General features: G+C 69.5%; 25 protein-coding genes and 1 tRNA gene. 16 read left to right on the top strand and 10 right to left on the bottom strand.

The window, feature by feature from the left end:
* The first annotated feature begins 185 nt into the window (after positions 1–185).
* Both AB0L91_RS10640 and AB0L91_RS10635 read left to right on the top strand, forming a co-directional pair.
* The gene (locus tag AB0L91_RS10640; protein ID WP_365008957.1) at positions 186–779 is read left to right on the top strand and encodes an alpha/beta family hydrolase; all 594 of its coding nucleotides are present in this window, start codon (positions 186–188) and stop codon (positions 777–779) included.
* Positions 780–822: 43 nt separating this feature from the next.
* Entirely contained in the window at positions 823–1,287 is a 465-nt protein-coding gene (locus AB0L91_RS10635) for a flavodoxin family protein (protein WP_365008954.1), read from the top strand.
* Here the strand turns inward: AB0L91_RS10635 and AB0L91_RS10630 are convergent.
* The 3 genes from AB0L91_RS10630 to AB0L91_RS10620 form a co-directional block, all read right to left on the bottom strand.
* Entirely contained in the window at positions 1,267–1,956 is a 690-nt protein-coding gene (locus AB0L91_RS10630) for a class I SAM-dependent methyltransferase (protein WP_365008951.1), read from the bottom strand. The genes AB0L91_RS10635 and AB0L91_RS10630 overlap by 21 nt on opposite strands.
* 22 nt (positions 1,957–1,978) lie before the next feature.
* A complete protein-coding gene (locus tag AB0L91_RS10625; RefSeq protein WP_365008949.1) occupies positions 1,979–3,085 on the bottom strand; it encodes a DUF4185 domain-containing protein in 1,107 nt (368 codons plus the stop codon).
* 172 nt (positions 3,086–3,257) lie between these two features.
* Entirely contained in the window at positions 3,258–3,992 is a 735-nt protein-coding gene (locus AB0L91_RS10620) for a crotonase/enoyl-CoA hydratase family protein (protein WP_365011239.1), read from the bottom strand.
* 136 nt (positions 3,993–4,128) lie between these two features.
* Between AB0L91_RS10620 and AB0L91_RS10615 the strand changes: the two genes are divergently transcribed.
* From AB0L91_RS10615 to AB0L91_RS10590, 6 genes are all read left to right on the top strand, one after another.
* Complete coding sequence (locus AB0L91_RS10615) at positions 4,129–4,446, top strand: hypothetical protein (RefSeq protein ID WP_355274888.1); 318 nt, start codon at positions 4,129–4,131, stop codon at positions 4,444–4,446.
* Positions 4,447–4,536: 90 nt separating this feature from the next.
* Positions 4,537–5,652 (top strand): dimethylsulfone monooxygenase SfnG, encoded by a 1,116-nt coding sequence (gene sfnG, locus AB0L91_RS10610; protein ID WP_365008945.1) that lies wholly within the window; start codon positions 4,537–4,539, stop codon positions 5,650–5,652.
* Entirely contained in the window at positions 5,652–6,938 is a 1,287-nt protein-coding gene (locus tag AB0L91_RS10605) for an acyl-CoA dehydrogenase family protein (RefSeq protein ID WP_365008943.1), read from the top strand. Before sfnG ends, AB0L91_RS10605 begins: the two co-directional genes overlap by 1 nt.
* Positions 6,939–6,970: 32 nt before the next feature.
* A complete protein-coding gene (locus AB0L91_RS10600; protein ID WP_365008941.1) occupies positions 6,971–7,489 on the top strand; it encodes an NAD(P)H-dependent oxidoreductase in 519 nt (172 codons plus the stop codon).
* Positions 7,482–7,979 carry a flavin reductase family protein gene (locus AB0L91_RS10595; protein ID WP_355274879.1) on the top strand — a complete coding sequence of 166 codons (498 nt, stop codon included), beginning with the start codon at positions 7,482–7,484 and terminating at the stop codon, positions 7,977–7,979. Before AB0L91_RS10600 ends, AB0L91_RS10595 begins: the two co-directional genes overlap by 8 nt.
* A gap of 204 nt (positions 7,980–8,183) precedes the next feature.
* The gene (locus tag AB0L91_RS10590; RefSeq protein ID WP_365008939.1) at positions 8,184–8,624 is read left to right on the top strand and encodes a hypothetical protein; all 441 of its coding nucleotides are present in this window, start codon (positions 8,184–8,186) and stop codon (positions 8,622–8,624) included.
* 45 nt (positions 8,625–8,669) lie between these two features.
* Here the strand turns inward: AB0L91_RS10590 and AB0L91_RS10585 are convergent.
* Positions 8,670–8,743: transfer RNA gene (locus AB0L91_RS10585), tRNA-Gly, on the bottom strand.
* 283 nt (positions 8,744–9,026) lie between these two features.
* On the opposite strand from AB0L91_RS10585, the gene AB0L91_RS10580 reads away from it, so the two are divergent.
* Positions 9,027–9,512, top strand: a complete 486-nt coding sequence (locus AB0L91_RS10580) for a hypothetical protein (protein WP_365008936.1) — start codon at positions 9,027–9,029, stop codon at positions 9,510–9,512.
* 128 nt (positions 9,513–9,640) lie between these two features.
* Complete coding sequence (gene dcd / locus AB0L91_RS10575; protein WP_355274869.1) at positions 9,641–10,240, top strand: dCTP deaminase; 600 nt, start codon at positions 9,641–9,643, stop codon at positions 10,238–10,240.
* Here the strand turns inward: dcd and AB0L91_RS10570 are convergent.
* Positions 10,153–10,665 (bottom strand): hypothetical protein, encoded by a 513-nt coding sequence (locus tag AB0L91_RS10570; protein WP_357342167.1) that lies wholly within the window; start codon positions 10,663–10,665, stop codon positions 10,153–10,155. The two genes, dcd and AB0L91_RS10570, sit on opposite strands and share 88 nt — an antisense overlap.
* A gap of 202 nt (positions 10,666–10,867) precedes the next feature.
* Between AB0L91_RS10570 and AB0L91_RS10565 the strand changes: the two genes are divergently transcribed.
* The 3 genes from AB0L91_RS10565 (at position 10,868) to AB0L91_RS10555 (ending at position 15,164) form a co-directional block, all read left to right on the top strand.
* Positions 10,868–12,130 (top strand): XRE family transcriptional regulator, encoded by a 1,263-nt coding sequence (locus AB0L91_RS10565; RefSeq protein WP_365008933.1) that lies wholly within the window; start codon positions 10,868–10,870, stop codon positions 12,128–12,130.
* 40 nt (positions 12,131–12,170) lie between these two features.
* On the top strand, positions 12,171–13,424 hold the full coding sequence (locus AB0L91_RS10560; protein ID WP_218716750.1) for a pyridoxal phosphate-dependent aminotransferase: 1,254 nt from the start codon (positions 12,171–12,173) through the stop codon (positions 13,422–13,424).
* Between the two features lie 462 nt (positions 13,425–13,886).
* On the top strand, positions 13,887–15,164 hold the full coding sequence (locus AB0L91_RS10555; protein WP_365008931.1) for a YibE/F family protein: 1,278 nt from the start codon (positions 13,887–13,889) through the stop codon (positions 15,162–15,164).
* A 3-nt stretch (positions 15,165–15,167) separates the two neighbouring features.
* Here AB0L91_RS10555 and AB0L91_RS10550 read toward each other — a convergent pair whose 3' ends face one another.
* Positions 15,168–16,529 carry an Hsp70 family protein gene (locus AB0L91_RS10550; RefSeq protein WP_365008929.1) on the bottom strand — a complete coding sequence of 454 codons (1,362 nt, stop codon included), beginning with the start codon at positions 16,527–16,529 and terminating at the stop codon, positions 15,168–15,170.
* 87 nt (positions 16,530–16,616) lie between these two features.
* The gene (locus AB0L91_RS10545) at positions 16,617–17,939 is read right to left on the bottom strand and encodes a UDP-glucose/GDP-mannose dehydrogenase family protein (protein WP_355274858.1); all 1,323 of its coding nucleotides are present in this window, start codon (positions 17,937–17,939) and stop codon (positions 16,617–16,619) included.
* Positions 17,940–18,170: 231 nt separating this feature from the next.
* Here AB0L91_RS10545 and AB0L91_RS10540 point away from each other — a divergent pair, with 231 nt between their 5' ends.
* Positions 18,171–18,695, top strand: a complete 525-nt coding sequence (locus AB0L91_RS10540) for a YdcF family protein (protein WP_365008925.1) — start codon at positions 18,171–18,173, stop codon at positions 18,693–18,695.
* 91 nt (positions 18,696–18,786) lie between these two features.
* Positions 18,787–20,352, top strand: a complete 1,566-nt coding sequence (locus AB0L91_RS10535; RefSeq protein WP_365008922.1) for an alpha/beta hydrolase — start codon at positions 18,787–18,789, stop codon at positions 20,350–20,352.
* A 4-nt stretch (positions 20,353–20,356) separates the two neighbouring features.
* Here AB0L91_RS10535 and AB0L91_RS10530 read toward each other — a convergent pair whose 3' ends face one another.
* The 3 genes from AB0L91_RS10530 to AB0L91_RS10520 all read right to left on the bottom strand — a co-directional run bounded on the left by AB0L91_RS10530 (position 20,357) and on the right by AB0L91_RS10520 (position 25,550).
* Positions 20,357–21,007 (bottom strand): response regulator transcription factor, encoded by a 651-nt coding sequence (locus AB0L91_RS10530; RefSeq protein WP_365008920.1) that lies wholly within the window; start codon positions 21,005–21,007, stop codon positions 20,357–20,359.
* Positions 21,004–22,182, bottom strand: coding sequence for a histidine kinase (locus tag AB0L91_RS10525; protein ID WP_365008917.1), 1,179 nt, complete (start codon positions 22,180–22,182; stop codon positions 21,004–21,006). Before AB0L91_RS10525 ends, AB0L91_RS10530 begins: the two co-directional genes overlap by 4 nt.
* Before the next feature lie 170 nt (positions 22,183–22,352).
* Positions 22,353–25,550: a (Fe-S)-binding protein gene (locus AB0L91_RS10520; protein WP_365008915.1), complete on the bottom strand. Its 3,198-nt coding sequence runs from the start codon at positions 25,548–25,550 to the stop codon at positions 22,353–22,355.
* Between the two features lie 506 nt (positions 25,551–26,056).
* Here AB0L91_RS10520 and AB0L91_RS10515 point away from each other — a divergent pair.
* Positions 26,057–26,755 (top strand): hypothetical protein, encoded by a 699-nt coding sequence (locus tag AB0L91_RS10515; protein ID WP_365008913.1) that lies wholly within the window; start codon positions 26,057–26,059, stop codon positions 26,753–26,755.
* Positions 26,756–26,798: the final 43 nt, after the last annotated feature.

Raw genomic sequence — 26,798 nt, 5'->3', positions numbered from 1 at the left:
CGTTCCCGCCCGTGTGACGTCCACCGGGTAGCGTGCCGGTTTTCCGCATGCTACTCGCGGGTAACTTATAGACCATATTACCGGTGAGTAATCGTCTCGGCAAAGGGGCTGGGGGCAATGTGACGTGAAAAACACGCACGGGCGCCGAAACGTTGCTCGCCGCGACGGCGGGGCTACCGTGAGGTGTGCGCATCGAGACGAGTGCCGGACCCGCCGAGATCGAGCTCGACGAGGTCGCCGACCCGGTTTTCCTGCTGGTGATCACGCACGGCGCCGGTGGTGGCGTCGATGCGAAAGACATTCTGGCAGTACGTGATTCGGCGATCGAAGCCGGTGGCGCGGTGGCCAGGGTGGTGCAGCCGTACCGGGTTGCCGGGCGCCGGGCGCCGGGGTCGGCGGACAAGCAGGACGAGGCGTGGCTCGAGATCGTGGCCGCGCTGCGGGCCGGGTTTGCCGGGGTGCCGATTGTTCAGGGGGGTCGCAGCAACGGCGCGCGCGTGGCGTGTCGCACCGCCGTGGCGGTCGGCGCGCGCGGGGTGATCGCGCTGTCGTTCCCGTTGCATCCGCCCGGGAAGCCGGACAAGAGCAGGCGGGCGGAGTTGCTCGCGCCGGGGGACATCGAGGTCGTGGTGATCAACGGCGGCAGCGACCCGTTCGGCGTGCCCGATCCCGCCGATGCCGCCGAGGTGAAAGTGATCCCCAAGCAGGCACATTCGTTCCGCACCGGGTTCGACGTGATCGCCGCGACAGTCGAACCCTGGTTCGCCCGCTGGCGCTAGGCTGGCCGCGCAAGCACGCTTCGATCGAGGCAGGGGGCACGGCATGAAGGCGCTCATCGTCTGCACGTCCAAGTCGCACGGCAACACCAGGAAGGTCGCCGACACCATCGGGTCGGTGCTCGACGCGCGGGTGGTCGACCCGTCGGAGATCACCGCGGCCGAACTCGCCGGTTACGACCTCGTCGGATTCGGGTCGGGGGTGTACTGGATGGCCCTGGACGCGCGCCTGCGCGAGTTCGTCGACGCGCTGCCCGCCGGGCAGGGGCGCGAGGCGTTCGTCTTCGCCACCAGCGGCTTGCCCGAGCCTAAATTCCGGCCCTACCTGCGTAATCTCGGTGACCAGCTGACCGAGAAGGGCTTCGAGGTGGTGGGCGGGTTCGCCTGTCGCGGACTCGACACGATGGGTCCGCTGGCGCTGGTCGGCGGGCTCAACAAGGGCCGCCCCAGCCCCGACGATCTGACCTCGGCGCGCGGCTTCGCCGAGCAGCTACGCGGTCGGTTCGCCTGATTCCGGCAGGTCCCGTTCGGCCAGGACCAGCGCGTCGATGGCGTCGGGGCCCTCGGTGGGCCGTAGTACCGCGTCGGCGATGCGGATGGTGAGGTGCTCGCCCGCGGCGCCCAGCTCGGCGCGGATGTCGTCGGGCGTGAACAGGATGGCCGGGTCCTGCGGGCCGCCGTAGCCGTCGGTCAGGTTCCTGGTGTCGTGACCGAGCACCAGCAGGACTCCGCCGGGGGAGAGCATGCCCGCGAGTTCGCGCAGCAACGCGCCGCGCTGGTCGGCGGGCAGGTGCACGAAGACCATCAGGATCAGCTCGTACGGCCCGGTGATGCCCGCGTCGGCCAGCCCGGTGATGTCGGCGCAGTGCCAGTTCACCCGCGAGCGGACCGAGCGGGACAGCCGGGCCGCGACAGTGCGGCCCTTGTCGATCCCCACCTGGGAGAAGTCGACGGCGTCGATCTGCCAGCCGTGCGTGGCCAGCCACAGGGCGTGGCGGCCCTCGCCACAGGCCAGGTCCAGCGCGCGGGGCAGCGCGGGCGGGGTGCCGCCCGGTTCGTCGGGCAGCAGCTGGATCCGGCGGTCGAGGCCGTAGACGTACTCGACCACCGTGCTGTTCGGCGGTGCGCCCCAGATCAATTCGCTATGGGCATACCTGGCATCCCATTCCGCCGCGTCCATACCGCCAGTCTATGGGGCGGCGCTACAGCCGGGTGCGCATCAGGACGACGTTGTACTGGGTGTGGATGGTCGTCATGAAGTAGAGGTCGCGGCCCGTTTGGTACGGGAAGATCGACGGGGCGTAGGCGGTGGGGAGTTCGCGGGCGTCGATCAGGACTTCCGGGGCGCTCCACGGGCCCTCCGGCGACGACGCGCGGCGCATCACCACGGAGTTGAACGGGTCGGTGGTCAGCGAGACGAACTGGCCGAGGTACTCGTTGTACATCACCGACAGCTCGCCGACGCCGCCCATGATCGGCGCGGCCGCGTTCACGTCGTTGAGCTTCCAGCCGCCGCCGTCCCAGTACTCGTACGCGCCGAGGTTCTCGATCTGAGCCTCCGGCACCCGGGCGATGAAGGCGTCGTTGTTGCGGCCCGAACGGGTGCCGTACTCGTAGACGAAGCCGCCGTCCTTGAGGAAGGCGTTCATCTGGAAGTTGGTGTTGCCGCCCTCGTCGGGGCGCCGGGTGTGCCCGAGGTCGGCCCAGGTCTCGCCGTTGTCGGCGGAGGCGGCCAGGCCGGAGAAGCTGGTGGTCCACTCGCCGGGGGCGTCCCAGGTCTTCACCGACATCAGCGACATGTACTGCACACCGTTGGCCGAGATGCCCGCGGTCGGGATGCGGCTGATCTCCAGGAACGGGATCTTCGGGCTGGGGATGAGGTCGCGCGCCTGGCCGACCACATCGCGCACCACGCTGTCGAAGAACACGCCGCCCGCGGGGTCCTTGGTGTGGCTGCGGACCAGGATGTTCGAGCGCCACGCCCAGGTGCTGCCCGCCAGCAGGTTGGGGAAGCCGATGCCCGCGGTGTCGCCGAAGGCGGTCAGCATCTCGCCGCGGCCGTTGTCCCACATGATCCCGAGGTCGGTGCCAAGGACGTTGTAGTTCTGGGTGTTGTTCGGGCTCGCCATGCCGGTGACCTGGAAGACGGCCTGCGTGCGCCCGTGTAGGGCGGGCAGGCCGTTGGTTCCGTTGAGCACCGGGATCGGGTTGATCGCGTTGGGATTCGCGACGGCGGGCGTCGCCCCGCTCACCAGCATGGCCGTGGCTCCGGCGAACGCGGCAAGCAGGATGGAACCGGTCTTCTTCACGGTTGTCGGAGCCTCCGGGTCACGCCGAAATTCGAGCCCGCTTCAGGTTCACCTGTGTCGGGGACCACATTTCGACTATTGGGCGAATCGCAGCGATGCTAACAGCCGATCGGTGTGAGGTGTGGTACATCGGATCGTGGCTCGGCATGAACAAATGATCAGTTGCCTGTCACTAGCTACGATTCAGGGCCTTACGCAGGAGCAATGGCACCTGGGCCGCGCGTTCGGCGGCGAAGGTCGCGCGGGAATTCCGCTGCCAGGATCGGTCGAACAGGCGCTTGGCGGCGGCGACGGCGCGCGGATCGCGGGCCGTGATCCGGTCGGCGAGGGCGGCGGCCGCGGCCTGCGGGTCGTCGGCGACCTCGGTGACGAGGCCGATCCGGGCGGCGTGGGCGGCGTCGATCGGGTCGGCGGTCATGGTCAGCAGCATGGCCTGGTCTATGCCGATGAGCTGCGACAACGTGGCGACGCCCGACATGTCCGGAATCAGGCCGTGGGCGGCCTCCATCACCGAGAACTCCGCCGTCGGCGCGGCGATCCGGAAGTCGGCGGCCAGCGCGAGCTGGAGGCCGCCGCCGTAGCAGCGCCCGTGCACCACGGCGATCACCGGCACGTCGAGGCGGCGCCAGGCCCAGCAGGCTTCCTGAAAAGTATTCGTTCCGCGCCACGGTCGCGGGAGAAATTCCCGGACGATAGCCAGCGGATCGCGGGTGGCCGCCGCGATATCGAGTCCGCTACTGAAACTGGGACCGTTACCGCTGACAATGACGACCCGGGTCTCTTTGTGCTCGGCCACTTTTCGGGCCGCGGCGACGAGATCGCGGAGCATTTCCAGCGTCAGTCCGTTGTGTTTGCCCGGCCGGTTCAAGGCGATATATGCGCGATCGCTGTCGAAGCGCACGGTGATGTGGTCTCCCATGGGGCTACCTTACTCGCGAGTCAGTTCTGCGTGGGCAGGACGGTGTGGCCCTCGCGGCGGCGGTGCGGCATGATCCTCCACGGCTGCGCATCGGCCGATGCGCGCCGATCGAGAGGACTCGAGAGTGCGGATCTGTTTGCTCGCCGCGGCGCTGCTCGCCGTGCCGGTGCTATCTGCTTGTGGCGGCGGCGACGAGGCGCCCGCGGTCACCCAGGCGGAGCTGTCGAAGTCGTTGCAGGACAAGGGGCTGACCAATCCCGAGCTGGCCGACTGCGCGGCACAGGTCTTCCTGGATTCGGGCATGTCGCAGGACGGGCTGCGGGTGATGGTGTCCAACGCGCAGTCCGGTGATCCGGCCAAGCTGCTCGGCCAGGACGACGCCGCCAAGGTGGGCGCCGCGCAGTCCAAGATCGCGGAGAACTGCGTGCACCTGGGCCGCTGAGCCGCGGGCCGTATCGATCGCGGCGATTCAAACCCTCGTCGGGCTCCCACACCGGTGTTGCACTGGAAACGCCGACGAGAAGGAGCCGCCATGACAACGGAGAGAATCGCCGACCAGGTCTCGTTCGCCTACTGGGTCCCCAACGTCAGCGGGGGTCTGGTGACCAGCGAGATCGAGCAGCGCACCGGCTGGGACTTCGAATACAACAAGAAGCTCGCGCAGACCGCCGAGCGCAACGGTTTCGACTACGCGCTCTCCCAGGTCCGCTACACCGCGTCCTACGGCGCGGAGTACCAGCACGAGTCGACCTCGTTCAGCCTCGCGCTGCTCGGGGCGACCGAGCGGCTGAAGGTGATCGCCGCGGTCCATCCTGGGCTGTGGCATCCGGCCGTGCTGGCCAAGTTCGGCGCGACGGCCGACCACCTCTCCGGTGGGCGGTTCGCGATCAACGTCGTGTCCGGCTGGTTCGCCGGTGAGTTCCAGGCGCTGGGCGAGCCGTGGCTGGAGCACGACGAAAGGTACCGGCGCAGTGCCGAATTCCTCGAGGTGATCCGCAAGATCTGGACCGAGGACGCGGTGAACTACGGCGGCGACTTCTACCGCATCCGCGACTTCACCCTCAAGCCCAAGCCGCTCAACACACCCGAGCGGCCGAATCCCGAACTGTTCCAGGGTGGTAACTCCACCGCCGCGCGCCGCAACGGCGGCCGCTACGCCGACTGGTACTTCTCCAACGGCAAGGATTTCGACGGTGTCACCGAGCAATTGGACGATCTGCGCGCCGTCGCCAGGGACAACGACCGCGAGGTGAAGTTCGGGCTCAATGGCTTCATCATCGCCCGCGACACCGAGCGCGAAGCCCGCGATACCCTGCGCGAGATCGTCGAGAAGGCGAACAAGCCTGCGGTGCAGGGGTTCCGCGACGCCGTGCGGCAGGCCGGGGCCTCGACCGCCGATCGCAAGGGCATGTGGGCCGACTCCACCTTCGAGGACCTGGTCCAGTACAACGACGGTTTCCGCACCGGGCTGATCGGCACGCCCGAGCAGATCGCGGAGCGGATCGTGGCGTACCGGGCGCTCGGTGTCGACCTCATCCTGGCCGGATTCCTGCACTTCCAGGAGGAGATCGAGTACTTCGGCGCCAAGGTGCTGCCGCTGGTGCGTGAGCTGGAGGCCGCCGCAACCCCGGTCGCGGCGGGACGCTGATGACCGTGGTGACCGCCGAGCGGATCACCACGGCCGCACAGGCATTGGCGATCGCCGCCGAACTCGCCGCCGACTTCGCGCGCGGCGCGGCCGAGCGGGATCACACGCGCAGGCTGCCGCACGAGGAACTGGATCAGCTCTCGGCCAGTGGGCTGCTGGCGATCACGGTGCCCGCGGCCTTCGGCGGCGCCGACCTGCCGCCGAGCGTGGTCGCCGAGGTGTTCCGCATCCTGGCGAGCGCCGATCCGAATATCGCGCAGGTGCCGCACAGTCACTTCGTGTATCTGAACCTGTTGCGGCTGGCGGGAACTCCCGCGCAGCAGCGGGAGTACTTCGGGCGGGTGCTCGCCGGCGCGCGCATCGCCAACGCGCAGTCCGAACGGGGCGGGGCCACCGTCGCCGACATCGCCACGACGGTGCGTCCGGTCGACGGGCGGTTCGTCGTCGACGGCACCAAGTACTACTGCACCGGGTCGCTGTTCGCCGATGTGCTCGCGGTGCTGACCAGACTCGATGACCCGCAGGGTGTTTCGTGTCTGGAGCCGGGGGAGTACGTGGCCTTCGTCGCCGCGCTGGAACCGGGCGTGCGCATCGTCGACGACTGGGACGCGCTGGGCCAGCGGACGACCGGCAGCGGGACCGTCGAGTTCGACGCAGTGACTGTCGGGGCCGACCAGCTGGTGGCCCGCGCTGCCGCGGTGCATGCGCCAACCGGCTACGGCGCGTTCGCCCAACTGCTGCATGCCGCGATCGATGCGGGCATCGCGCGGGGCGCGCTGGAAGCCGCCGCCGAGTTCGTGCGCACGCAGAGCAGGCCGTGGTTCGAAGCCGAGGTCGCGCGGGCCGCCGACGATCCGCTGGTCGTGCAACGGTTCGGGGAGCTGGCCGTGTCGGTGGCGGCAGCGGAAGCCTCGCTCGTCGTCGCGGGTGCGGCGGTCGACGTGGCGATCCGCGGAACCTCGGCGGCCGGGCACACGGCTCGTCCCCCGGCCGGGCAGGCCGATGCGGGCGGGCGTGCCGACGCGGGCGAGCACCCCGACGACGCGGCGGGAGCGTCGATCGCGGTCGCGACCGCCAAGGTCCTCGCCGATCGCGCTGCGAACGAGGCGTCGGCGGCGATATTCGAAGTGGGTGGCACGCGCAGCGCCGCGGCCGGGCATCGGCTCGACCACTTCTGGCGCAACGCGCGCACCCACACCCTGCACGACCCGGTGCGCTGGAAGTACCAGCACATCGGCCGGGCGGTGCTGCACGATCGGCCGCCGCCGCTGCACGGCGTCATCTGAGCACGGACGAAAGACAGAGTGAGGTACATCCAGTGACAGTGACCGTCGTCGTCGGCAATCCGAAGCCGGCGTCTCGCACCTTGGACGCGGCCGTGCGGGTCGCGCGGGCGCTGCGCCCCGGCGCCGAACCCGAGGTGATCGATCTCGTGACCCTCGGCCCCGGCCTGCTCGGCTGGGGCGACCCCGAGGTCACCGCGGCCGCGCGCGCCGTCGCCGCCTCGGAGCTGGTGGTCTTCGCCAGCCCGACCTTCAAGGCCACCTACACCGGGCTGCTGAAACTGTTCCTCGAACAGTTCGACGGCGGCACCGGGCTGGCGGGCGTGGTCACCGTGCCGGTGATGCTCGGCGCCGGGCCGGCCCACGCGCTCGCGCCCGACCTGCTGCTCAAGCCGGTGCTGGTGGAGATCGGCGGGACCGCGGCGCTGCCGGGGCTCTATCTCGCCGATCGTGGTTTCGCCGAGGACGGCGTCATCGAGGCGTATGCCCAACGCTGGGCGCCCGTCGTCACGGCATTGCTCGGACAGCCGGTGGAGGCGACGAATCATGCGTGAGCTCTTGGACTTTCCTGCCGACGGCACCGGCCTGCGCCGCGCCTTCGCGAACTTCCCCAGCGGGGTCGTCGCGGTGTGCGCGGAGATCGACGGCACACCGCACGGCCTGGCCGTGAGCACCTTCGTTCCGGTCTCCCTCGACCCACCGCTGGTCTCGTTCTGCGTGCAGAACTCCTCGTCGACCTGGCCGAAACTGGCCGGCGCGGGCCACCTGGGCCTCAGCCTGCTCGGCACCGACCAGCAGGCGGCCGCCAAGGCCCTCGGCGCCCGCAACGGCGACCGCTTCCGCGAGACCGCCCTGCACCGCGGCACCGGCGAAGCCGTCTTCATCGACGGCGCCACCGCCTGGATCGAAGGCGTCCCGGAAACCCACGTCCCCGCGGGCGACCATCTCGTCGTCATCCTGCGCGTCAACCGCGTCGCCGCCCGCGAGGACCTCGATCCACTCGTGTTCCACGGCAGCAAGTTCCGCACGCTGCACGCGGGCTGATTCGACGACGAAGGCCCCTGATCCGACGATCGGGGCCTTCGTCGATGGCGGTGCTGCCTCGAACGCTCGGACAATGTGTTCGGTATCGGTTGTTCGCGGGTGATCGTGGACGGTAGCCTTCGGGCGGGGGGATTCGGACAGTCGGCACGAGCTGCGGAAAGCCGTTCTCACCCGCCATTTCAACTGTCACACGGGGGTTTTCGTATGTCTCAGATCGATGCGATGCGGGCGGGCGTGCCGTCGCCCTACGCGAACCAGCCCGCGGTTCGGCGATCGACCCGCCTCGCCGGTTCCGCCGGGATCGCGCTGGGTAGCGTGCTCGCGGCCTGCTCCGCCGGACTCGTGGTGGCCGGCCTGGTCGATCGCCAGTACCTGATCGTCGTTTGCGTGGTCGCGCTGCTGCCCGGGATTCTCGCCCTCAGCCTGCTCACGGCGTCGCGGCGGATTCTGCGTGGCGAGATCAACGGAACCACCAGGGCAATGACGATGCTGGTCACCGCTAGTGGCCTCGTCCTGATGGGAACCGTCGGCGCCGTCATCGAAGGGCCATGGCCCGCGAAGATCCTGATGGTCGCCCTCACCATCGGCACCTTCACCACCGCGGCGTTGGTCAGCCGCGCCGACCGAGCCCTGAAGGGTCAATAGCGCGGAAACGACGAAAGCCCCCGGGTGACCTGGGGGCTTTCGTGCTGGAGCCGATGACGGGAATCGAACCCGCGCTGTCTGCTTGGGAAGCAGAAGTTCTACCATTGAACTACATCGGCGTGCGTTCATCGAACGCGTTCGCGACTCTATCAGACCGGCTCGTGTGCCGGTCAACTCTTTGATTCGGCCGGGTCGGCGTCGACCGGTGTTGACGAACGGGCGGGTGAAACCGGGCCGTTTCGGTGGGGTGGCGTTCTACAGTGCGTCGACGGGTCCGCACAGTTGGTCAGCGTTGCGTGCGGGGCCCGGTTCTGCCGTGTGGTGCGGCGGAACAGGTTCTCCGGTTCGAGGTTTCGGCTCGGTGTCGGGTCGGGTGGGCCGGGTCGACGAAAGGCTGACTGTATGAAGCGGGTTCTGTTCGTTGCGGTGATCGCGGCGCTGGGTGTGCTCGGGGCGGGATGCTCGGATGATTCCGGGTCCGATACCGGCACCACCAGCAAGACCACGTCGACCACCAGCGCGAAGCCGACGACCACCACGGCCGAGAGCGGCTCGGGGCAGCAGACGCCGGGGCCGGGCATGATGCCCAATCCGAACGGCGACGGCACCTGGGTGCCGTGTGAGGGCACGATCTGCACCAACCCGAATCACGGGGCCGGGCCGGATGGCGGGGAGACAACGCCGGACGACACCACCGCGCCGAACCCGCCGACCGGGCCGGGCGGGATCGTGAACCCGACCACCGATGCGCCACCGCCGACCGGCCCCGGTGGAATCGTGAACCCGACCACGGTGGCGCCGCCGCCGTCGGGACCGGGCGGCATCGTCAACCCGACCGTGAAGTCCCCGCCCACCGGCCCCGGCGGCATCGTCCAGCCGACGCAGTAACGCCCGGCATTCCGCTGTCGGTGGTCTCGCCGGTGACATCGATTCGCCGAGGCCACCGACGCGGGTGCCCGTGCGCTCCGGGGGTGGGGGCGGTCTACCTGCGGCATCAGGCTGCTTACACTGGGCGCGTGCTGCTCTCCGATCGTGACATCCGGGCCGAGATCGCCGCTGGGCGTCTCGGTGTCGAACCGATGCTGGATTCGATGGTGCAGCCGTCGAGCATCGACGTGCGCCTGGACGGGTTGTTCCGGGTGTTCGACAACAGTCGCTACACCCACATCGATCCGGCCATGCAGCAGGACGAGCTGACCAGCCTGGTCGAGCCCAAGCCGGGTGAGCCGTTCGTGCTGCACCCTGGCGAGTTCGTGCTCGGGTCCACCCTCGAGGTGTGCTCGCTGCCCGACGACCTGGCCGGGCGGCTGGAGGGCAAGTCGAGCCTGGGCAGGCTCGGGCTGCTCACCCACTCGACGGCGGGGTTCATCGACCCGGGGTTCAGCGGGCACATCACCCTGGAGCTGTCGAACGTGGCGAACCTGCCCATCACGCTGTGGCCGGGGATGAAGATCGGGCAGCTGTGCCTGATCCGGCTGAGCAGCCCGGCCGAGCACCCGTACGGCAGCGCCGCGGCGGGCTCGAAGTATCAGGGGCAGCGCGGGCCGACGCCGTCGCGGTCGTACCTCAACTTCCCGTTGCCGCCCGCCTCGCTCAGCGCCGTCGAGACCCGCTGAGGGGTCACCGCCAGCGCCAGGTGCAGCACCAGCGACAGCGGCGGCAGCACGTCCTCGCGGCTCGGCGGACGCACCCAGTGACAGCCCTCGCGGCTCCAGCGGCCCAGGCTGGTCGGCAGCATGACCGCGCTGCCGACGCCGGGGATATCGATATCGAGACCCGCCAGCTCGGTGATCACCTCGGCCGGTGGCCGGGCGTCGGGTTCGGTGAGCAGGCTCCAGCGGATCTGCCTGGCCAGCACCGGACCGGCCCGGCGTTGCTCCCGTAAGGTCGCGAGCACCGACTCGGCCCGCGTGGTCGGCAGATGCACCACGCAGAGCCGATCGGTGATCGGCAGCATCACGAAGCCACCGCGCTCGCGAACGGGTAGCCCGAATTCGCGCTGGTAGCAAGACACCCAGTCATCGACAGTTCTGGCTTCCACCTTTCCAGGATCGCTGCTACGCGTGCGCGCGACCACTGCCCCGCACCGCCCTTTCACTGCCTCAGGCAACCGATTCCGCGAAGATGTGGTGTGTCTCACTGTCGCACTCGTACTCTGGAGGCAGTAGTCCGTCGGATGAGGTGACGCCGTGGTCGGGGAGTGGACAGGCAGGGAGGCCAGAGCTCTTCGCGATGCCAAACGAATGAGCATCCGGGAGTTCGCGGCTCATCTCGGCGTGCACGAACGCCTGGTCTCGAAATGGGAGGCCGGTGGCGCGCGGGTGCGTCCGCGGCCGGTGAATCAAGCCGCGCTCGACACGTCGCTGGCTCGGTCCGACGACGTCGTCCGCGCACGTTTCTCTACTCTTTTGGCGCCCACCGGCGCCGACGCCGACCTGCTCGCTTTCGTCGACGCCGGTGCGATCAAAGGCGCTGTGTCCGAGGTGATGTCGGAGAGGGAGTTGATCATGGCGGCTGCGCACGAGGCGAGCGAACACGCGGCCGCGGCGGAGAGCACCAATGTGGGCGCGACGACGCTGGCACAACTCGACGCCGACGTCCGGCGCATCGCCAACGAGTACGTGCACGCCGCGCCCGCGCCGATGATGGTCGAGATGCTGCGGGTGCGGCGCCGGGTGTACCGACTACTCGACGGGCAGCAGAAGCCCGGCGACACCAGTCACCTCTACCTGCTCGCGGGCACCCTGTCGGGGCTGATGGCCAACGCCAGCACCGACCTGGGGTACCTCGACGCCGCGGGCGAACAGATCAGGGCCGCTTGGGCATACGCCGAACTCAGCGGGCACAACGGCTTACGCGCGTGGACCCGCGGCATGCACGCGCTGATCGAGAACTGGTCGGACCGGCCGCGCAACGCGGTCCAATTGGCGCGCAGCGGCCAGGAATTCGCCGGGCAGGGCCTGGCCCGGGTCCGGCTGCTCAATATCGAGGCCAGGGTGTGGGCGCGGCTGGGCAGCGACGCCGAGACCGACCGGTGCCTGCGTGCCGCCGAGACGGTGGTCAGCGACCGCCGTGACGAACTGCACGACGAGATCGGCGGCGTGTTCGGCTTCGGCGCGCCGAAGGCCGCCTACTACGCGGGCGCCACCTGCATCCAGCTCGGCCGCGCCGAGCAGGCGCTGGCCGCCACCGAACGGGCCATCACCCTGTACTCCAGCGGTCCCGCCCTGCAGCGCTCCTACGGCGCCGAGTCACTGGCCCGGGTCGACAACGCCGCGGCCCACCTCATCAACGGCAGCATCGACGGCGCCGCCGACGCCCTGCGCCCGGTCCTGGGCTTGCCCGAGGACCGCCGCATCGCCCAGCTCGGCGAGCGGTTGACCGGGGTGCGGCGCCGGATCGCCGCGCCCGCCTATCGCGACGCGCTCGAAGCCCGCCAGCTCGATGAGCGGATCGAGGAATTCTGCGGCGCCACCGGCGCCGCGGGCCTGCCACCAGGCAGATGAGGGGCGGTGCGCCGGAAACCGGTTTGCGGCGGATGGCACCATTGGTCGGGTGAGTCCTCAATCGCCGCATGTACCGCCGCGCGTTCTCGAGCAGTCGAAGAAGCTGCAGGACGTGGTCTACGAGATCCGTGGGCCGGTACACGCACACGCGGCGCGGTTGGAGGCCGAGGGGCACCGCATCCTCAAGCTGAACATCGGCAATCCCGCCCCGTTCGGGTTCGAGGCGCCCGACGTGATCATGCGCGACATGATCGCGGCGCTGCCGTACGCGCAGGGGTACTCCGAGTCCAAGGGCATCCTGTCGGCGCGGCGCGCGATCGTCACCAGGTACGAGCTGGTGCCCGGCTTCCCCGAGCTCGACGTCGACGACGTCTACCTGGGCAACGGCGTCTCCGAGCTGATCACCGTCACCATGCAGGCGCTGCTCGACAACGGCGACGAGGTGCTGATCCCGGCGCCCGACTACCCGCTGTGGACGGCCATGACCAGCCTGGCCGGCGGCACCCCGGTGCACTACCTGTGCGACGAGGCCAACGGCTGGCAGCCCGATATCGCCGATATCGAATCGAAGATCACCGACAAGACCAAGGCCCTGCTGGTGATCAACCCGAACAACCCGACGGGTGCGGTGTACTCGGCGGAGGTGTTGCAGCAGATCGTCGACCTGGCGCGCAAGCATCGCCTGCTGCTGCTGGCCGACGAGATCTACGACAAGATCCTCTACGACGACGCCAAGCACATCTCGCTGGCCTCGCTGGCGCCCGACCTGCTGTGCCTGACGTTCAACGGCCTGTCCAAGGCGTACCGGGTGGCGGGGTACCGCTCCGGCTGGCTGGCCATCACCGGACCCAAGGAGCACGCGGCCGGTTTCCTCGAGGGCATCGATCTGCTGGCCTCCTCGCGGCTGTGCCCGAACGTGCCCGCCCAGCACGCGATCCAGGTGGCGCTCGGCGGCCATCAGAGCATCGAGGACCTGATCCTGCCCGGCGGGCGGTTGCTCGAGCAGCGCGACGTGGCGTGGGAGCGGCTCAACATGATCCCCGGGGTGTCCTGCGTGAAGCCGCGGGGCGCGCTGTACGCCTTCCCACGACTGGATCCGAATGTGCACGAGATCCACGACGACGGGAAGCTTGTGCTCGATCTGTTGTTGCAAGAGAAGATCCTGATGGTGCAGGGCACCGGGTTCAACTGGCCCGACACCGACCACCTGCGGATCGTGACCCTGCCCTGGGCGCGGGATCTGGCGGTGGCGATCGAGCGGTTCGGCAACTTCCTCGCCAGTTACCGTCAGTGAGTCCTCACCGCACGGGGCTGTGACCAGTGAGTTTCAGGGGCCTGGGCAACCTGGTCATCTGTATAGATAGACCAAAACAGACTCCGAGTTCGGAATCTCGGAGATTTTGAAGAGCTACTAGTGCAAAAGTCCAAGTTTTGTGTACAGTAGTCCTCGGCGCTTCGGCGCCCGGCCCGGTTGTCTACCCCCCCTGGACAATCGAGAGCCTCAGGTAAGCGCGCCTACCCCCCTGGGCGCCTGCCTGCGGGCGGCGGAGACATCCCCCTGCTCTCCGCCGCCCCCACAGCGCAGTACCGCCTCCCCGGGATTCAGGCCAGACCGAGTCCCGGGGAGTTTGCGTTGGCGGCCGACGGTTGGTGGGTGGGTTTCGTTAGCCCGTTCCCGGTGAGTTACCCATGTTCTCGCGTGATGGCGGGGTTGCGTCGGGTCGTTCTTGAAAACGACATCCTTTAAGCTTTGGCGGTGAGCGATCATCACCACCATCACCATCACGATCATTCGGGGCCCATCGCTATCGGGGATACGGCGGCGAAGGTCGTTGTGGGGCTGCTCGCGGTGATCGGGGTGGTGGTGCTGGTGGCGACCGCGATGCTGTGGCCGAGCGCGCAGCATGTCGAGATTCCGTTGCCGATGCAGACCGTGTCGGGTGGGGCGGTGCAGACCGAGGCCGGGACCGTGGTGCTGCAGGACATCGGGCCGTGCGGGAGTCCGTCGAACGGGCGGGTGTTCACCGGGCAGCCGGTCGAGCCGCGGGCCGCCTCCTACACCTGTCAGCGCAGCGTGGTCGACATCCGCTCCGGGCCGGACGAGGGCAAGAAGACGCTGTTCGAAATCGCGCCGGGACCGGGCCAGCCCGACCTGCGGGCGGGCGACGACATCCGGATCGTGCGCGCGGCCGACCCCAGCGGCACGACCATCTACGACTTCGACGACTACTCGCGCGGGCTGCCGCTGCTGGTGATCGTGCTCGCGTTCGTGATCGTCATCTGCGTGGTCGCGCGGTGGCGCGGGTTCCGGGCGCTGCTCGGGCTCGTGTTCGCGTTCGCGGTCGTCGTCATGTTCCTGCTGCCCGCGCTGCTCGACGGCAAGCCCGCGATCCCGGTGGCGCTGGTGTCGGGCGCGCTGATCCTCTACGTGGTGCTCTATCTCGCCCACGGGGTGAACCTGCGCACCAGTTCCGCGCTGCTCGGCACGCTCGCCTCGATGCTCGTCGCGGCGCTGCTGTCCTGGGTGGCGCTCGAGATCACCAATCTCACCGGGCTGTCCGAAGAGCAGAACACCAACGTGGCCACCTACATCCAGCACGTCAGCATCACCGGGTTGCTGCTGGCCGGCTTCATCATCGGTTCGCTCGGTGTGCTCAACGACGTCACCATCACCCAGGCTTCGGCGGCGTTCGAGCTCGCCGCGCTCGACGAAGGCGCGTCCCGCGGGGAGATCTTCACCGCGGCCATGCGGGTCGGGCGCGACCACATCGCCAGCACCGTCTACACCCTGGTGCTCGCCTACGCCGGTGGCGCGCTGCCGCTGCTGCTGCTGTTCAGCGTCGCCGGACGGTCCATCAACGACGTGCTCACCGGCGACGCCGTCGCCATCGAGATCGCGCGGTCGGCGGTCGGTGGCATCGCACTGGCGCTGTCGGTGCCGCTGACGACCCTGATCGCGGTACTGCTGGCCCGGCCGTTCGGCGCCAAGCAGGTCGCCGCGCCGCCGCAGCGGGCCCGGCACGCCAGGAACTGAGCGCTACTGACCCGCCGGCGGGAAGCCGGGCAACACCACCGGCGGGATCGTCGGGACGATGATCGGCGGCAGCCCCGGCACCACGGTGATGGTGTTGGGGCCCTGCGGCGGCGGGGTCGAGGTGGTCGGCTGCGAGTCCTGTCGGGTCACCGGCGGCGCGGCCACCGTCGCGTGCACCGCGTCGGTGGTCGGGGCGGCCGCCGAGGACGGGCCGGCCAGCGTCGGCCGGGGCGCGGTCGACTCGGGCACCGCCTGGGAGCCGTCGCTGGAATTGCCGCGCTCGAGCACCTCGGGGCCGTAACCGAGCCCGAGGCCGATCGCGGCGACCACCACGAGTGAGCTCACCGTCAGCACTGCGGCGTTCAGTTCGCGGCGATTGTTGCCGTTGCGGCTGGTCAGCGCGCTCAGCGGCCGACGGCGGCGCGCGGGCGCGGTCAGCCAGGCCGGTGTCGCGTCGTCGCTCTCGGTCATCGGGGCGGGAGCCGGGCTCGCGGGCGCCTGCTGGACCTGCGCGGGCCGCGCGAGCAGCGCGGCGCCACGGGCCAGCGCGGTCTCCGGCTCGGCGGGCACGATCACCGGCACCCCGATCGTGCGTTCCAGCACCCGGGCGATCAGCGGAATCCGCGCGCCGCCGCCGATCACCATGATCGCCTGCACCGGATGCTGCGCGCGGATGATCACATCGCGGGTCATCCGCGCCGACGACTCGATCGCCAGCATCATCAGCGCTTCGAAGTTCTCCTGGGTGAGCAGCACCAGGCCCTGCTCGCTGGGCAGCGCGACGGCATTGGTGCTCGACAGCTGCTCCTTGGCGGCCCGGCACAGCGCGTCCAGCTCGGCCAGGCCCACTGGGTCGGCCGGATGCGCGATCCGGCCCGAGGCGATCTGCTGCTCCCGGATCAGCGAATCCAGGTAGTCGCCGCTGATGTCGCTGATCCGCTCGCACTGGTAGACGTCGCTGGTGCGGGCGTTGACGACGCTCACCGTCAGACCCGAACTGCCCAGGTCGTAGACCGCCAGCGTGGACACCTCGCGCATATCGGTGGTCGCGTGCGCGAAGTGCACGGCGGCAACCGCTTCGGGAACCAGCTGATAGTTGGTGAGCTGCCGCCTGGCCATCGCGGCCCGGATCGCCCTGGCCTGCGGTTCACTGCGGAAGGTGACCGTGGTGGCCGCGACCTCGGGCGCGGCGGCCAGCGTCGCGGCGATCGTGTCGGCGGCCGATTCCTCGGCCTGATGCTCGGGCATCGAAATGGTGTGCAGCTCGAAGGAATACGGCGGGACGAATCCGTGGGGACCACCGTGTTGCGGGCGCGCGAGGCGCACCGTGCCGGCGCCCACCGATACTCCCAATACCGCGCTCATCAGCTGCCCATCTCGTTCCCTACTGCACGACATGCGGAGCCTGCACACTCGGGACGATGCCCGGCAGCCCCCGCTTGGATCGCCACTCTACGGGGTACCGAGTCCGGCGTACACCCACCCGGCGTCCCGCCAGGCAGTACGGTCCAGGCAATTGCGGCCGTCGATGATCGACCGGGTCCGCACCACCGGATCCAGATCGGCCGGGGTCAAGGCCGTGAACTCGTTCCATTCGGTCAGGACGAGGACCACGTCGGCGCGATCGCAGGCCTCGGCGACCGAGGTGGCGTAGTTCAGCGTCGGGAACACCCGGCGCGAATTCTCCACCGCCTTCGGGTCGTACACGGTGACGACCGCGCCGTGCAGCTGGATCATCCCGGCGACGTTGAGCGCGGGCGAATCGCGCACGTCGTCGGACTCCGGCTTGAACGCGGCGCCGAGGACCGCCACGTTCGCGCCGAGCAGCGAGCCGCCGCAGGCCCGCGCGGCCATGTCGACCACCTTGGTGCGGCGGCGCATGTTGATGTTGTCGACCTCGCGCAGGAACGCGACCGCGTGGTCGGCGCCCAGCTCACCGGAGCGGGCCATGAACGCGCGGATGTCCTTGGGCAGGCAGCCACCGCCGAAACCGAGTCCGGCGTTGAGGAATCGGCGGCCGATGCGGGCGTCGTAGCCGAGCGCGTCGGCCAGCATCGTCACATCGGCGCCGGTCGCCTCGCAGACCTCCGAGACCGCGTTGATGAACGAGATCTTGGTCGCCAGGAAGGCGTTCGCCGAGACCTTCACCAGTTCGGCGGTGGCCAGATCGGTGAGCAGGAAGGGGATCTCGGCGGCGATCAGCTCGGCGTAGATCTCGCGGATCTGCTCCTCGACCCAGGTCGATCGTTCCCGGGCGTGGTCGATGCCGAGGACCAGGCGATCCGGGCGCAGGGTGTCCTGCACGGCGAAGCCCTCGCGCAGGAACTCCGGGTTCCAGGCCACCTCGACGTCGACGTTCGCGGCCGCGCGGGCTCGTTCCCCCAGGGCCGCGGCGGTGCCGACCGGCACGGTGGACTTGCCGACGATCATCGCCGGGCGCTCCAGCATCGGCGCCAGCGTGTCGACCACGGCGTGCACGTATTTCAGGTCGGCGCCGTACTCGCCCTTCTTCTGCGGTGTGCCGACACCGAGGAAGTGCACGTCGGCGTGGGCCGCGGCGTCCTCGTAGTCGGTGGTGAACCGCAGGCGGCCCGCGGCGAGGTTGCGCTGGAGCACCTCGTCCAGACCGGGTTCGTAGAACGGCACCACACCGTCGGCCAGTTTGGCCACCTTGCCGGGATCCACATCCACCCCGACCACATCGTGCCCCAGCTCGGCCATACACGCGGCATGCGTGGCCCCCAGGTACCCCGTTCCGAAGACTGTGCATCGCATAGTTCTGTTGGTAAGCCGCGCGCGTGGCTACGCCGCGTCAGCGAGGCAAGAGCGGGCGCAACATCTGGTGTACAGGGGGAGACATCGGCTGGTCGGTGGCTTTCGCGGGGCTGCTACCTGCGGCGATGGGTGCTGTTGGGGTGCAAGGTTCGGATCGTGGGTGTGCAGGGTGTCCGCGGGTGTGGACGTGTCGGTGGGGTGGGGTGGTGGCGCGTCGCTAGCATCGGGCCGGTGCGCCGGTCCGTTGTCGTCCTCGGTGCGCTGCTGCTCGCGGTGATCGTCGCGGTGGCCGCGCTGTGGCCGGTGTATGTGCGCCCGCGCGTCGACGCGCCGCTGCCCGCCGACGCGATCCTGGTCCTCGGCGGCGCGCACGATGGTCGCGAACAGCTCGGCTTGCGACTGGCGGCCGAGGGCTACGCACCCCGCGTCCTCGTCTCCAACCCCTATGAACACAGCCCGATGGTGAACCGGATCTGCCACGGCGGCTACAGCTTCGAGGTCATCTGCTTCGACCCCAGCCCTCGCACCACCCTCGGCGAAGGCCGCGAACTGGCCCGCCTCGGCGCCGGCTGGTCCCGCGTTATCGTCGTCACCTTCACCCCGCACATCTCCCGAGCCCGCTACATCCTCGGCGGCTGCTGGCCGGGCGAACTCCTCTTCGTCGACCCGAAACCCCATCTCTCCCCAGCCCGCTGGGCCTGGGACTACGCCTATCAGTCGGCGGGGTACGTCAAGGCCTGGTTCGCCGACTGCTGAGGTGGCCTCTTCCCGGCGGTGGAACGCGCGGCCGACAAAGTCACTCAGCCGGTAGACGCGGGCGACGGCGGGGCGGAAATACCGTTCGACCATGGGAATCTTCACCAGTGGACGGAGCGCGGCCGCGGTCGCGACGGGGTGTGCCGCGGCAGCGGTGATCGGTTGTGCGGCACCCGAGCAGGTGGCACCGTCGCACGGAACGCTGCCGGATCGGATCGGAAACCAGCGGATCGAATGGCACGACTGCGACACCTCGCCGGAGGACGCGGTGGGGCGCGGGCTGGCCGCGGTGGGCGCGCGGTGTGGGGAGTTCCAGGCGCCGGTGGATTACGCGCGTCCGTTCGGGCCGACGGTCACGATCGCGGTCGCGCTGCGTCCCGCGAGCGATCCCGCCCGGCGGCTCGGGACCCTGGTCGTGGAGACCGGCGGACCCGGCCCGTCACGCGAGGGGGTGTCGATGCTGGTCGAGGGCCATGAGGGTGGCTATCCGGCCGCGCCGGAACTGGCGCAGCGCTACGACCTGGTCGCGCTGGACCCGCGATTCTTCGGTGCGAGCAGTCCGCTCGAGTGTGGCTGGCCGACGGGCGAGTATCTCGCCATCGCACAGGGCGCGCCGACCGACCGCGCCGGGTTCGACCGCACCGTCGACGTGGCGCGGGATCTGGCGCAGCGGTGCGCACCGCATCGGGAACTGCTGCCGCACGCCTCGACCCGCGCCGTGGCGCGCGACCTCGATCTGCTGCGGACACTGCTCGGCCAGCAACGGCTGTCGTATCTCGGCTGGTCGTGGGGCAGCTATCTCGGCGCCGTCTACCTGCAGATGTTCGGTGACAATGTCGACCGGATGGTGCTCGACAGCGCCCTCGACCCGCGGGCGCCCGGCCCCGATCTCACCCGCGCCACGGCACCGGCCACCGCGGCCGCGCTGGCGGACTGGGCCCGCTGGGCCGCCGACCACGACCCGGAACTCGGCCTCGGTACGACACAGCAGGCGGTGCTCGCCGAAGTGGACGCCCTGGCCGCCCGCATCGCCGAGCGTCCTCCGATGGTCGCCGGGATCACGCTCACGGCGGACATGGTTCCCGGCCTGCTGCTGACCGTCGACGACACCGACGAGTCGTACACCGAATTCGGCGCGCTCGTGCGCGCGCTGTCCGACGCGTCGCGCGGTCTGGTCGTCGACCTGCCGCCGAGTTCGGTCGCCAAGCTCGCCGTCTACGCCGAGACCGAGGTGATCCCCGAATTCGGTTTCAGCGCGACAGTCGCCAATCAATGCGCGGATCGAGCCGCCAGGGATGTCGAAGCCCACTACGTCGACATCGAGGAGCATCGCGCCGCCGAACCACTGTTCGGCGCCCTGGCCCGTCACCTCACCCCGTGCGCGGTGTGGCCGACGCGCCCGGCCGAACCCGCCACCGAGATCGATACCTCGGCCCCGGCACTGCTCGTCGGCGCCGAGGGGGATCCGGTCGCACCGATCGCCGGGCAGCGGGCACTGCGCGAGGCTTTGTCCGGTTCGCGCTCGGTGACGATGACCGGCGTGTTCCGGCACGGCGTGTACCTGTTCGAGCCCTCGCGCTGCGTCGACACCGCCGTCGAGCGGTATCTGCTCGACGGCGTCCTGCCCGCGGCCGACATCCTGTGCCGACGGGAGTGACGGGCTACCGCGGCCCGCGGGCGAGTCCGGCTTCGTGCGCGATGATGACCGCCCGCACCCGGTCTCGCGCCGACAGCTTCGTGAGGATATGGCGCACATGGGTTTTCACGGTGCCAGCGCCGATGTCGAGCGCCACCGCGATCTCGGCGTTGGACGATCCCCTGGCCATTTCGGTGAGTACGTCGCGCTCGCGGCCGGTGAGGGCGGCCACCAGCTGTCGCGCCGCCGGATCGATCGGCGGGGCGAGCCGATCGAGCAGGCGCCGGGTGGTGGACGCGGCGAGCACCGCGTCACCGCCGTGCACGCTGCGCACCGCGGACAGGAAGACCTCCGCCGGAGCCTCTTTCAGCAGGAATCCGCTCGCGCCCGCGCGCACGGCGGCGACCGCGTAATCGTCGAGGTCGTAGGTCGTGAGGACCAGCACTTTGGGTGGATTACGCGCGGCCGTCAGCCGACGGGTGGCCTCGATGCCGTCCATGCCCGGCATCCGGACATCCATGACGACCACATCCGGAGCAAGCCGCTCGGCCGCGGCGAGGGCGGCGGCGCCATCGGCAGCCTCGCCGAGTACCCGCAGGTCTGGCTGGGAATCGACCACCATGCGGAACCCGGCCCGCACCAGTGCCTGGTCCTCGACCAGGAGCACCCCGATCATCGGTGGACCGCCAGGGGAATGCGGGCCTGGAGGAGATGCCCGGCGCTGTCGGAGCGGCGGCGCAACTCCATGCTGCCGCCGTAGGCGGCGACGCGCTCGCGCATGCCGACGAGGCCGTATCCGGCACTGGCGGACCTACCCTCGGCATGCCCGTCGTCCCGGACACTGACCTGCAAGCAGGCATCGTCGACGCGCACCGAAACCTCCGCGCGCGCACCGGCTCCGGCGTGCTTGACGATATTGGTCAGACCTTCCTGGACGAGGCGGTAGACGACCAGGCTCACACCGGTGTCGAGCGGCTCCCCGGCCAGGTCGACGGTCAGATCCACCGGCAGGCCCGCGTCGCTCAGGTCGCCGGCCAGGCGGGGCAAGTCCGAGATCCCCGGTGCCGGGGCGGGATCGGGCTCGTCGCGGTCGTCCTCGCGGAGGATGCCGATGGCGCGGCGGGTTTCGGCGAGGGCGGCGCGGCCCTGGTCACCGATGGCGGTCAGCGCCTCGACCGCGCGCCGCGGCTCGGCCGGCGCCGCGTAGCGACCACCGTCGGACTGCGCGACGATCACGGCCAGCGAATGCGCGAGGATGTCGTGGATATCGCGGGCGATCCGGTTCCGCTCGGACAGCACCGCCATCCGGGTCCGCTGTTCCTGCTCGCGCTCGAGCAGCGCGGTCTGCCGAGCCAGCGCCTCGAACTCGCCGCGACGGGCACGCTGCCAGGCGCCGCCGAGCCATGCCGCGACGACCGCGCCCGCCAAGGACACCCCGACGAGCACATGCGCCGACACCGGCATCGGAAGCTGCGGCCAACTCCAGCCGCCCAGCGCCGCCCCGGCCAACCCCACCACGAGACCCGCGCGGCTCGCCCACCGATCGGCATAGGCCGCGAGGGTGTAGACCGCGAGCGGCACGGCGATATCGGCGGGCAACGCGCCGGTCGTGGCCTGGACCGTCGCCCACTGGACGAGCGCCACCACCGCGACGACAGCGGCCGACCACTCCGGCCATCTCCGCCGCCAGGTCAGCGGAATCAGCAGGGCCACCGAGAAGGCGAAGTAGTCCGCCCCGGCGTCGACCAGCGCTCCGGCCAGGAAACACACTGTGATCAGCGCGATCACGATGACCGCGTCCGCGTGCGCCGTCTGCGCGCGCAGCCAGACCGCGACTCGTTCATCGACCATTCGCTCACCCTAGGTCGACCTGTCGGCCACCACCTCTACCCTCGGAACGATTTCCCGGGGGAGCGCGACCATGGTGCTGATGCACGAACCGGTCCGCGGGATCGGGGTCCACCCGAGAAGCGAAGAGGCGCGGACTCCGAAGAATCCGCGCCTCTCGCTGTGTTCAGTTGTCAGTTCTTGCGGCCGGGGGCCTTCGCGCCGGACTTGAAGCCGAGGCCGCCGGGCTTGGCGGTCGGCGGGGCCACCGGCGGGGTGCCGTTGCCGTTGGTGGGCTCGGCCGGGGTGGCCGGTTCCGCCGTGGCTTCGGGCTCGGCGGTGGCCGTCGGCTCGGCCGGGGCCGTCGGCTCAGCCGGGGCCGGGGTGGCCGGGGCTGCGGCGCCGGGGGCCTTCGGGCCGGGGCGCTTGAAGCCGGACTTCATGGCCAGGCCCTTGGCGGCGACCGTCGGCTTGGTCTCGGTGGGGGCCGAGACCGGCTCCGCGGCGGGAGCTTCGGCGGCCGGGGCCGCTGCTGCTGCCGGAGCCGCGGCGGCGGGGGCCTTCGCGCCGGGAGCCTTCGCACCCGGAGCCTTGGCACCGCCCTTCATGCCGAGACCCTTGACCGGCGGGGCGGTCGGTGCGGGTGCGGCTTCGGCGGGCGCCGCGGCCTCGGCGGGAGCGGCCGGAGCCTTCGCGCCGGGGGCCTTCGCGCCACCCTTCATGCCGAGTCCGCCACCGGGCGCCTTGGCGCCACCCTTCATGCCGAGACCCTTGACCGGGGCCGCGGGGGCCGCGGTCTCGGCGGCGGGCGCCGCGTCGGCTGCCTTCGCACCCGGCGCCTTCGCACCGCCCTTCATGCCGAGTCCGCCGGGCGCCTTCGCGGCACCCTTCATGCCCAGACCCTTGGCGGGTGCGGCTTCGGCGGGCGCGGCTTCGGCGGCGGGTGCCTGCGCACCCGGCGCCTTGGCGGCACCCTTCATGCCGAGTCCGCCACCGGGCGCCTTCGCGGCACCCTTCATGCCCAGTCCGCCACCGGGCGCCTTGGCGGCGCCCTTCATGCCGAGGCCACCACCGGCCGGCGCGGCCTTCGGGGCGGCGTCCTCGGCCACCTCGGCGACCGGCGCGGGTTCCGGCTCGGGCTCGGGCTCCGGTTCGGCCTTCGGCTCCTGGACGACGAGCAGGTTCGCCGACAGCTCGGCGGCGTCGACCCGGGTGATCGAGTCGAGCATCAGCTGCGCGACGTCGACGACCTCGACGCCCTCGCCCTGACCCTGCTCCTGACGCGCGGTGACACCGTCGGTGAGCATGACGCGGCAGAACGGGCAGCCGGTCGCGATCTTGGTCGGGTTGGTGGACAGTGCCTCGTCCACGCGGTCGACGTTGATGCGCTTGCCGAGCTGCTCTTCCATCCACATCCGGGCGCCGCCGGCACCACAGCACATGGACCGCTCGCCGTGGCGCGGCATCTCGACCAGGGTCGAACCCGAGGCCGCCATGAGCTCACGCGGCGCGTTGTAGATCTTGTTGTGCCGACCCAGGTAGCAGGGGTCGTGGTAGGTGATGTTCTGCGACACCGAGGCCACCGGCACCAGCTTCTTCTGCCGCACCAGGCGGTTCAGCAGCTGGGTGTGGTGGACGACCTCGTAGGTACCACCGACCTGCGGGTACTCGTTGTTGAGCGCGTTGAAGCAGTGCGCACAGGTGACGACGATCTTCTTCTTCGACTGCTCGACACCCTCGAACACCGAGTTGATGACCTCGATGTTCTGCATGGCCAGCTGCTGGAAGAGGAACTCGTTGCCCGCGCGGCGCGCCGAGTCACCGGTGCAGGTCTCCTCGGCACCGAGCACCATGAACTTGGTGCCCGCGGTGGCGAGCAGCTCGGCGACCGCCTTGGTGGTCTTCTTGGCGCGGTCCTCGTAGGCGCCGGCGCAGCCGACCCAGAACAGGTACTCGTAGCCGTCGAAGCTGTCGGCGTCCTTGCCGAAGACCGGGATGTCGAAGTCGACTTCCTTGATCCAGTTGAGGCGGTCCTTGGAGTTCTGGCCCCACGGGTTGCCCTTGTTCTCCAGGTTCTTGAACAGACCGGCGAGCTCGGACGGGAACTCCGACTCGATCAGCACCTGGTAGCGGCGCATGTCGATGATGTGGTCGACGTGCTCGATGTCCACCGGGCACTGCTCGACACAGGCGCCACAGCTGGTGCAGCTCCACAGGACCTCGGGATCGATGACGCCGTTGACGTCCTCGCCGCCGATCAGCGGGCGCTCGGCCTCGAGGCGCGCGGCCTCGGGGATCTTGGCCAGCTTCGCATCGTCCGGCTTGCCGTCGGCGTCGACCAGACCGATCTCGTCGCCGCCGGGATCCTTGCGGCCACCGGCCAGCAGGTACGGCGCGGCGGCGTAGCCGTGGTCGCGCAGCGACATGATCAGCAGCTTGGGCGAGAGCGGCTTGCCGGTGTTCCAGGCGGGGCACTGCGACTGGCAGCGACCGCACTCGGTGCAGGTGCTGAAGTCCAGCCAGCCCTTCCAGGAGAAGTCCTCCATGCGGCCGACACCGAGGTTGTCGACATCGGGGTCGACGTTCTCCATGTCCAGGACCTTGCCGTTGGAGATCATCGGCTTGGCCGCGCCCAGGGCGACGCCGCCGTCGGCCTCACGCTTGAAGTAGATGTTCGGGAAGGCCGAGAACCGGTGCCAGGCCACGCCCCAGGTGATGTTGCGGCCGACCACGAACAGCCAGACCATGCCGGACATCAGCTTGACGAACGCGAAGATCGAGATCAGCGTGACGTTGGCCGGGATGATCTTGGCGATCTGCCCGGTGATCGGGTCGGTCCAGGTGGAGTGCCCGGTCAGCGACAGCACACCGGCCTTCACCAGCACCATGCCGATGCCTTCGGTGAGCACGACCCACTCGACGAAGTACGCCGGGCCGAACTTCGAGCCGCTGAAGCGCGACAGGCGCGCGGGCAGGCGCGGGTGGTTCAGCTGGCGGATGATCATCAGTGTCGCGATGCCGACGACGGTGCCGACGCCGAGGATCTCGTCACCGAGATGGAACCACCAGGTCTCGCCGATGAACGGCCACGACCAGGTGGGATCGAAGGTCTGCCCGTAGGCCATGAACCAGAACTGCGCACCGGCGAGGAAGCCGATCATGACCAGCCAGTGCGCCCAGCCGACGGTGCGGAACTTGTTCATCCGCGTGTGCGCGATGAACTCCACGATCATGGTCTTGAATCGCGGGAAGAACGGTCGCCACCGATCCGGCGCGGACTGGCCGATCGTCACGGCCTTGCCGATCTTCCACGCGCCGCTGAGGAACGACGCCCAACACAACAGGCTGAGCAGTGCTCCAATCGTGCCCAACGTGATTGTCAGGGCATTCATGTCGCGACCTTTCTTTAGAGGCAACACGAGGGTCTTGGGTGAGACGGACTCACCCGGTTGGCTCGTATCGTAACCGGCGCTAAGTTACCGGCCAGTAACTACCGGTGTCCACCGTAGGATCGGCATTTGCGCTCTGACCTTGTTTACTGCGGCTTGACCTAGGTTTTGCCTGTGAGCAATGTCACATAAATGTTTGCCGAAAGGTTCCTAGGGCTGCTGGTGAACACCGTAAACCGTGCGTGATCTGCGACGAAGCTAAGGACAGGCTTACTCCGGCTGTCGAGATTCCTTCTGGCCTCAGCGGATTCGGTCCATTAGGCTCCAGCTGTTCTGTCTGCTGTGCCGGTCTTCACACTGCTCGGGGAGAAGTAAGGGACACCTCACGGTGTGTCCCTGCTTGACGAGTCTCGCGTGTCGCGGATCGCACGCCGCACCACACCTGATGGATTGGAACCTTAATGAACTTCCGTAGGACCACTGCGGCTGCCGCACTGGTTATCGGCGCCATGACCGTGTCGCTGGGGACCGCGCACGCTGAGCCCGTTCCCGCGGCTCAGGACATCAAGTACTCGGTGAAGCTGGTCGACAAGACCATCGTCGCCACCCTGCAGAACGGCACCTTCGCGATCGTCGAGCAGGACGGCGAGACCCCCGAAGCGCCGAAGACCAAGGTCGCCGAGATCAAGGACACCACCGGTGCCACGGTCGTGTCGCTGCCGATCGACTTCACCGTCAACGGCACCGAGATCCCGACCAAGTCCGCCGTCACCAAGGACAGCACCGTCCTCGAGCTGACCCCGGAGAAGCCCGAGGGTCTGCAGGTGGGCACCGAGCCGGTCGGCGTGAAGCCGGTCCTCAAGGCCTCGCCGATCGCCTCCGCGCAGGAGAACCAGAAGGCGATCAACGACTTCGCCAGCAAGTTCAGCATCGGTACTGCCATCGGCACCTTCGTCGGCACCGCCATCGGCGCCCTCGTCGGCTGCGTCTTCGGTCTGCCGCTGTTCGGTGTCGGCTGCCTCGCCGGCCTGCCGCTGGGTGCCGCTGTCGGTGGCATCCTGGGCATGATCGCCATCGGCGGCCCGACCATGCTGGCCGCTGGCGTCGAGCTGCTCAGCGTGATGCAGGCGCCCGAGGGCACCACCGTGTGGGCCGAGAAGCCGAAGGCTGTCGCCGCCCCCGCGCCGGAAGCCGCTCCGGCCAACTGATCCACCGCCGTACCGCGAAGGCCCCGCTCCGATCCGGAGCGGG

Origin of the sequence: Nocardia sp. NPDC051833 (genome assembly GCF_040681225.1) — a bacterium.
Lineage (GTDB): Bacteria > Actinomycetota > Actinomycetes > Mycobacteriales > Mycobacteriaceae > Nocardia.
Note: the sequence above shows the minus strand (reverse complement) of the source record. Positions and strands in the feature narration are given on the sequence as shown.

Bases quoted from the DNA above. Each gene is read 5' to 3' on its own strand.
- AB0L91_RS10550 (WP_365008929.1), bottom strand. From the start codon at position 16,529: ATGAGCGCGGTATTGGGAGTATCGGTGGGCGCCGGCACGGTGCGCCTC.
- AB0L91_RS10565 (WP_365008933.1), top strand. From the start codon at position 10,868: ATGAGCATCCGGGAGTTCGCGGCTCATCTCGGCGTGCACGAACGCCTG.
- AB0L91_RS10545 (WP_355274858.1), bottom strand. From the start codon at position 17,939: ATGCGATGCACAGTCTTCGGAACGGGGTACCTGGGGGCCACGCATGCC.
- AB0L91_RS10525 (WP_365008917.1), bottom strand. From the start codon at position 22,182: ATGGTCGATGAACGAGTCGCGGTCTGGCTGCGCGCGCAGACGGCGCAC.
- AB0L91_RS10535 (WP_365008922.1), top strand. From the start codon at position 18,787: ATGGGAATCTTCACCAGTGGACGGAGCGCGGCCGCGGTCGCGACGGGG.
- AB0L91_RS10515 (WP_365008913.1), top strand. From the start codon at position 26,057: ATGACCGTGTCGCTGGGGACCGCGCACGCTGAGCCCGTTCCCGCGGCT.
- AB0L91_RS10590 (WP_365008939.1), top strand. From the start codon at position 8,184: ATGTCTCAGATCGATGCGATGCGGGCGGGCGTGCCGTCGCCCTACGCG.
- AB0L91_RS10635 (WP_365008954.1), top strand. From the start codon at position 823: ATGAAGGCGCTCATCGTCTGCACGTCCAAGTCGCACGGCAACACCAGG.
- AB0L91_RS10580 (WP_365008936.1), top strand. From the start codon at position 9,027: ATGAAGCGGGTTCTGTTCGTTGCGGTGATCGCGGCGCTGGGTGTGCTC.
- AB0L91_RS10530 (WP_365008920.1), bottom strand. From the start codon at position 21,007: ATGATCGGGGTGCTCCTGGTCGAGGACCAGGCACTGGTGCGGGCCGGG.
- AB0L91_RS10630 (WP_365008951.1), bottom strand. From the start codon at position 1,956: ATGGACGCGGCGGAATGGGATGCCAGGTATGCCCATAGCGAATTGATC.
- AB0L91_RS10595 (WP_355274879.1), top strand. From the start codon at position 7,482: ATGCGTGAGCTCTTGGACTTTCCTGCCGACGGCACCGGCCTGCGCCGC.
- AB0L91_RS10605 (WP_365008943.1), top strand. From the start codon at position 5,652: ATGACCGTGGTGACCGCCGAGCGGATCACCACGGCCGCACAGGCATTG.
- AB0L91_RS10520 (WP_365008915.1), bottom strand. From the start codon at position 25,550: ATGAATGCCCTGACAATCACGTTGGGCACGATTGGAGCACTGCTCAGC.
- sfnG (WP_365008945.1), top strand. From the start codon at position 4,537: ATGACAACGGAGAGAATCGCCGACCAGGTCTCGTTCGCCTACTGGGTC.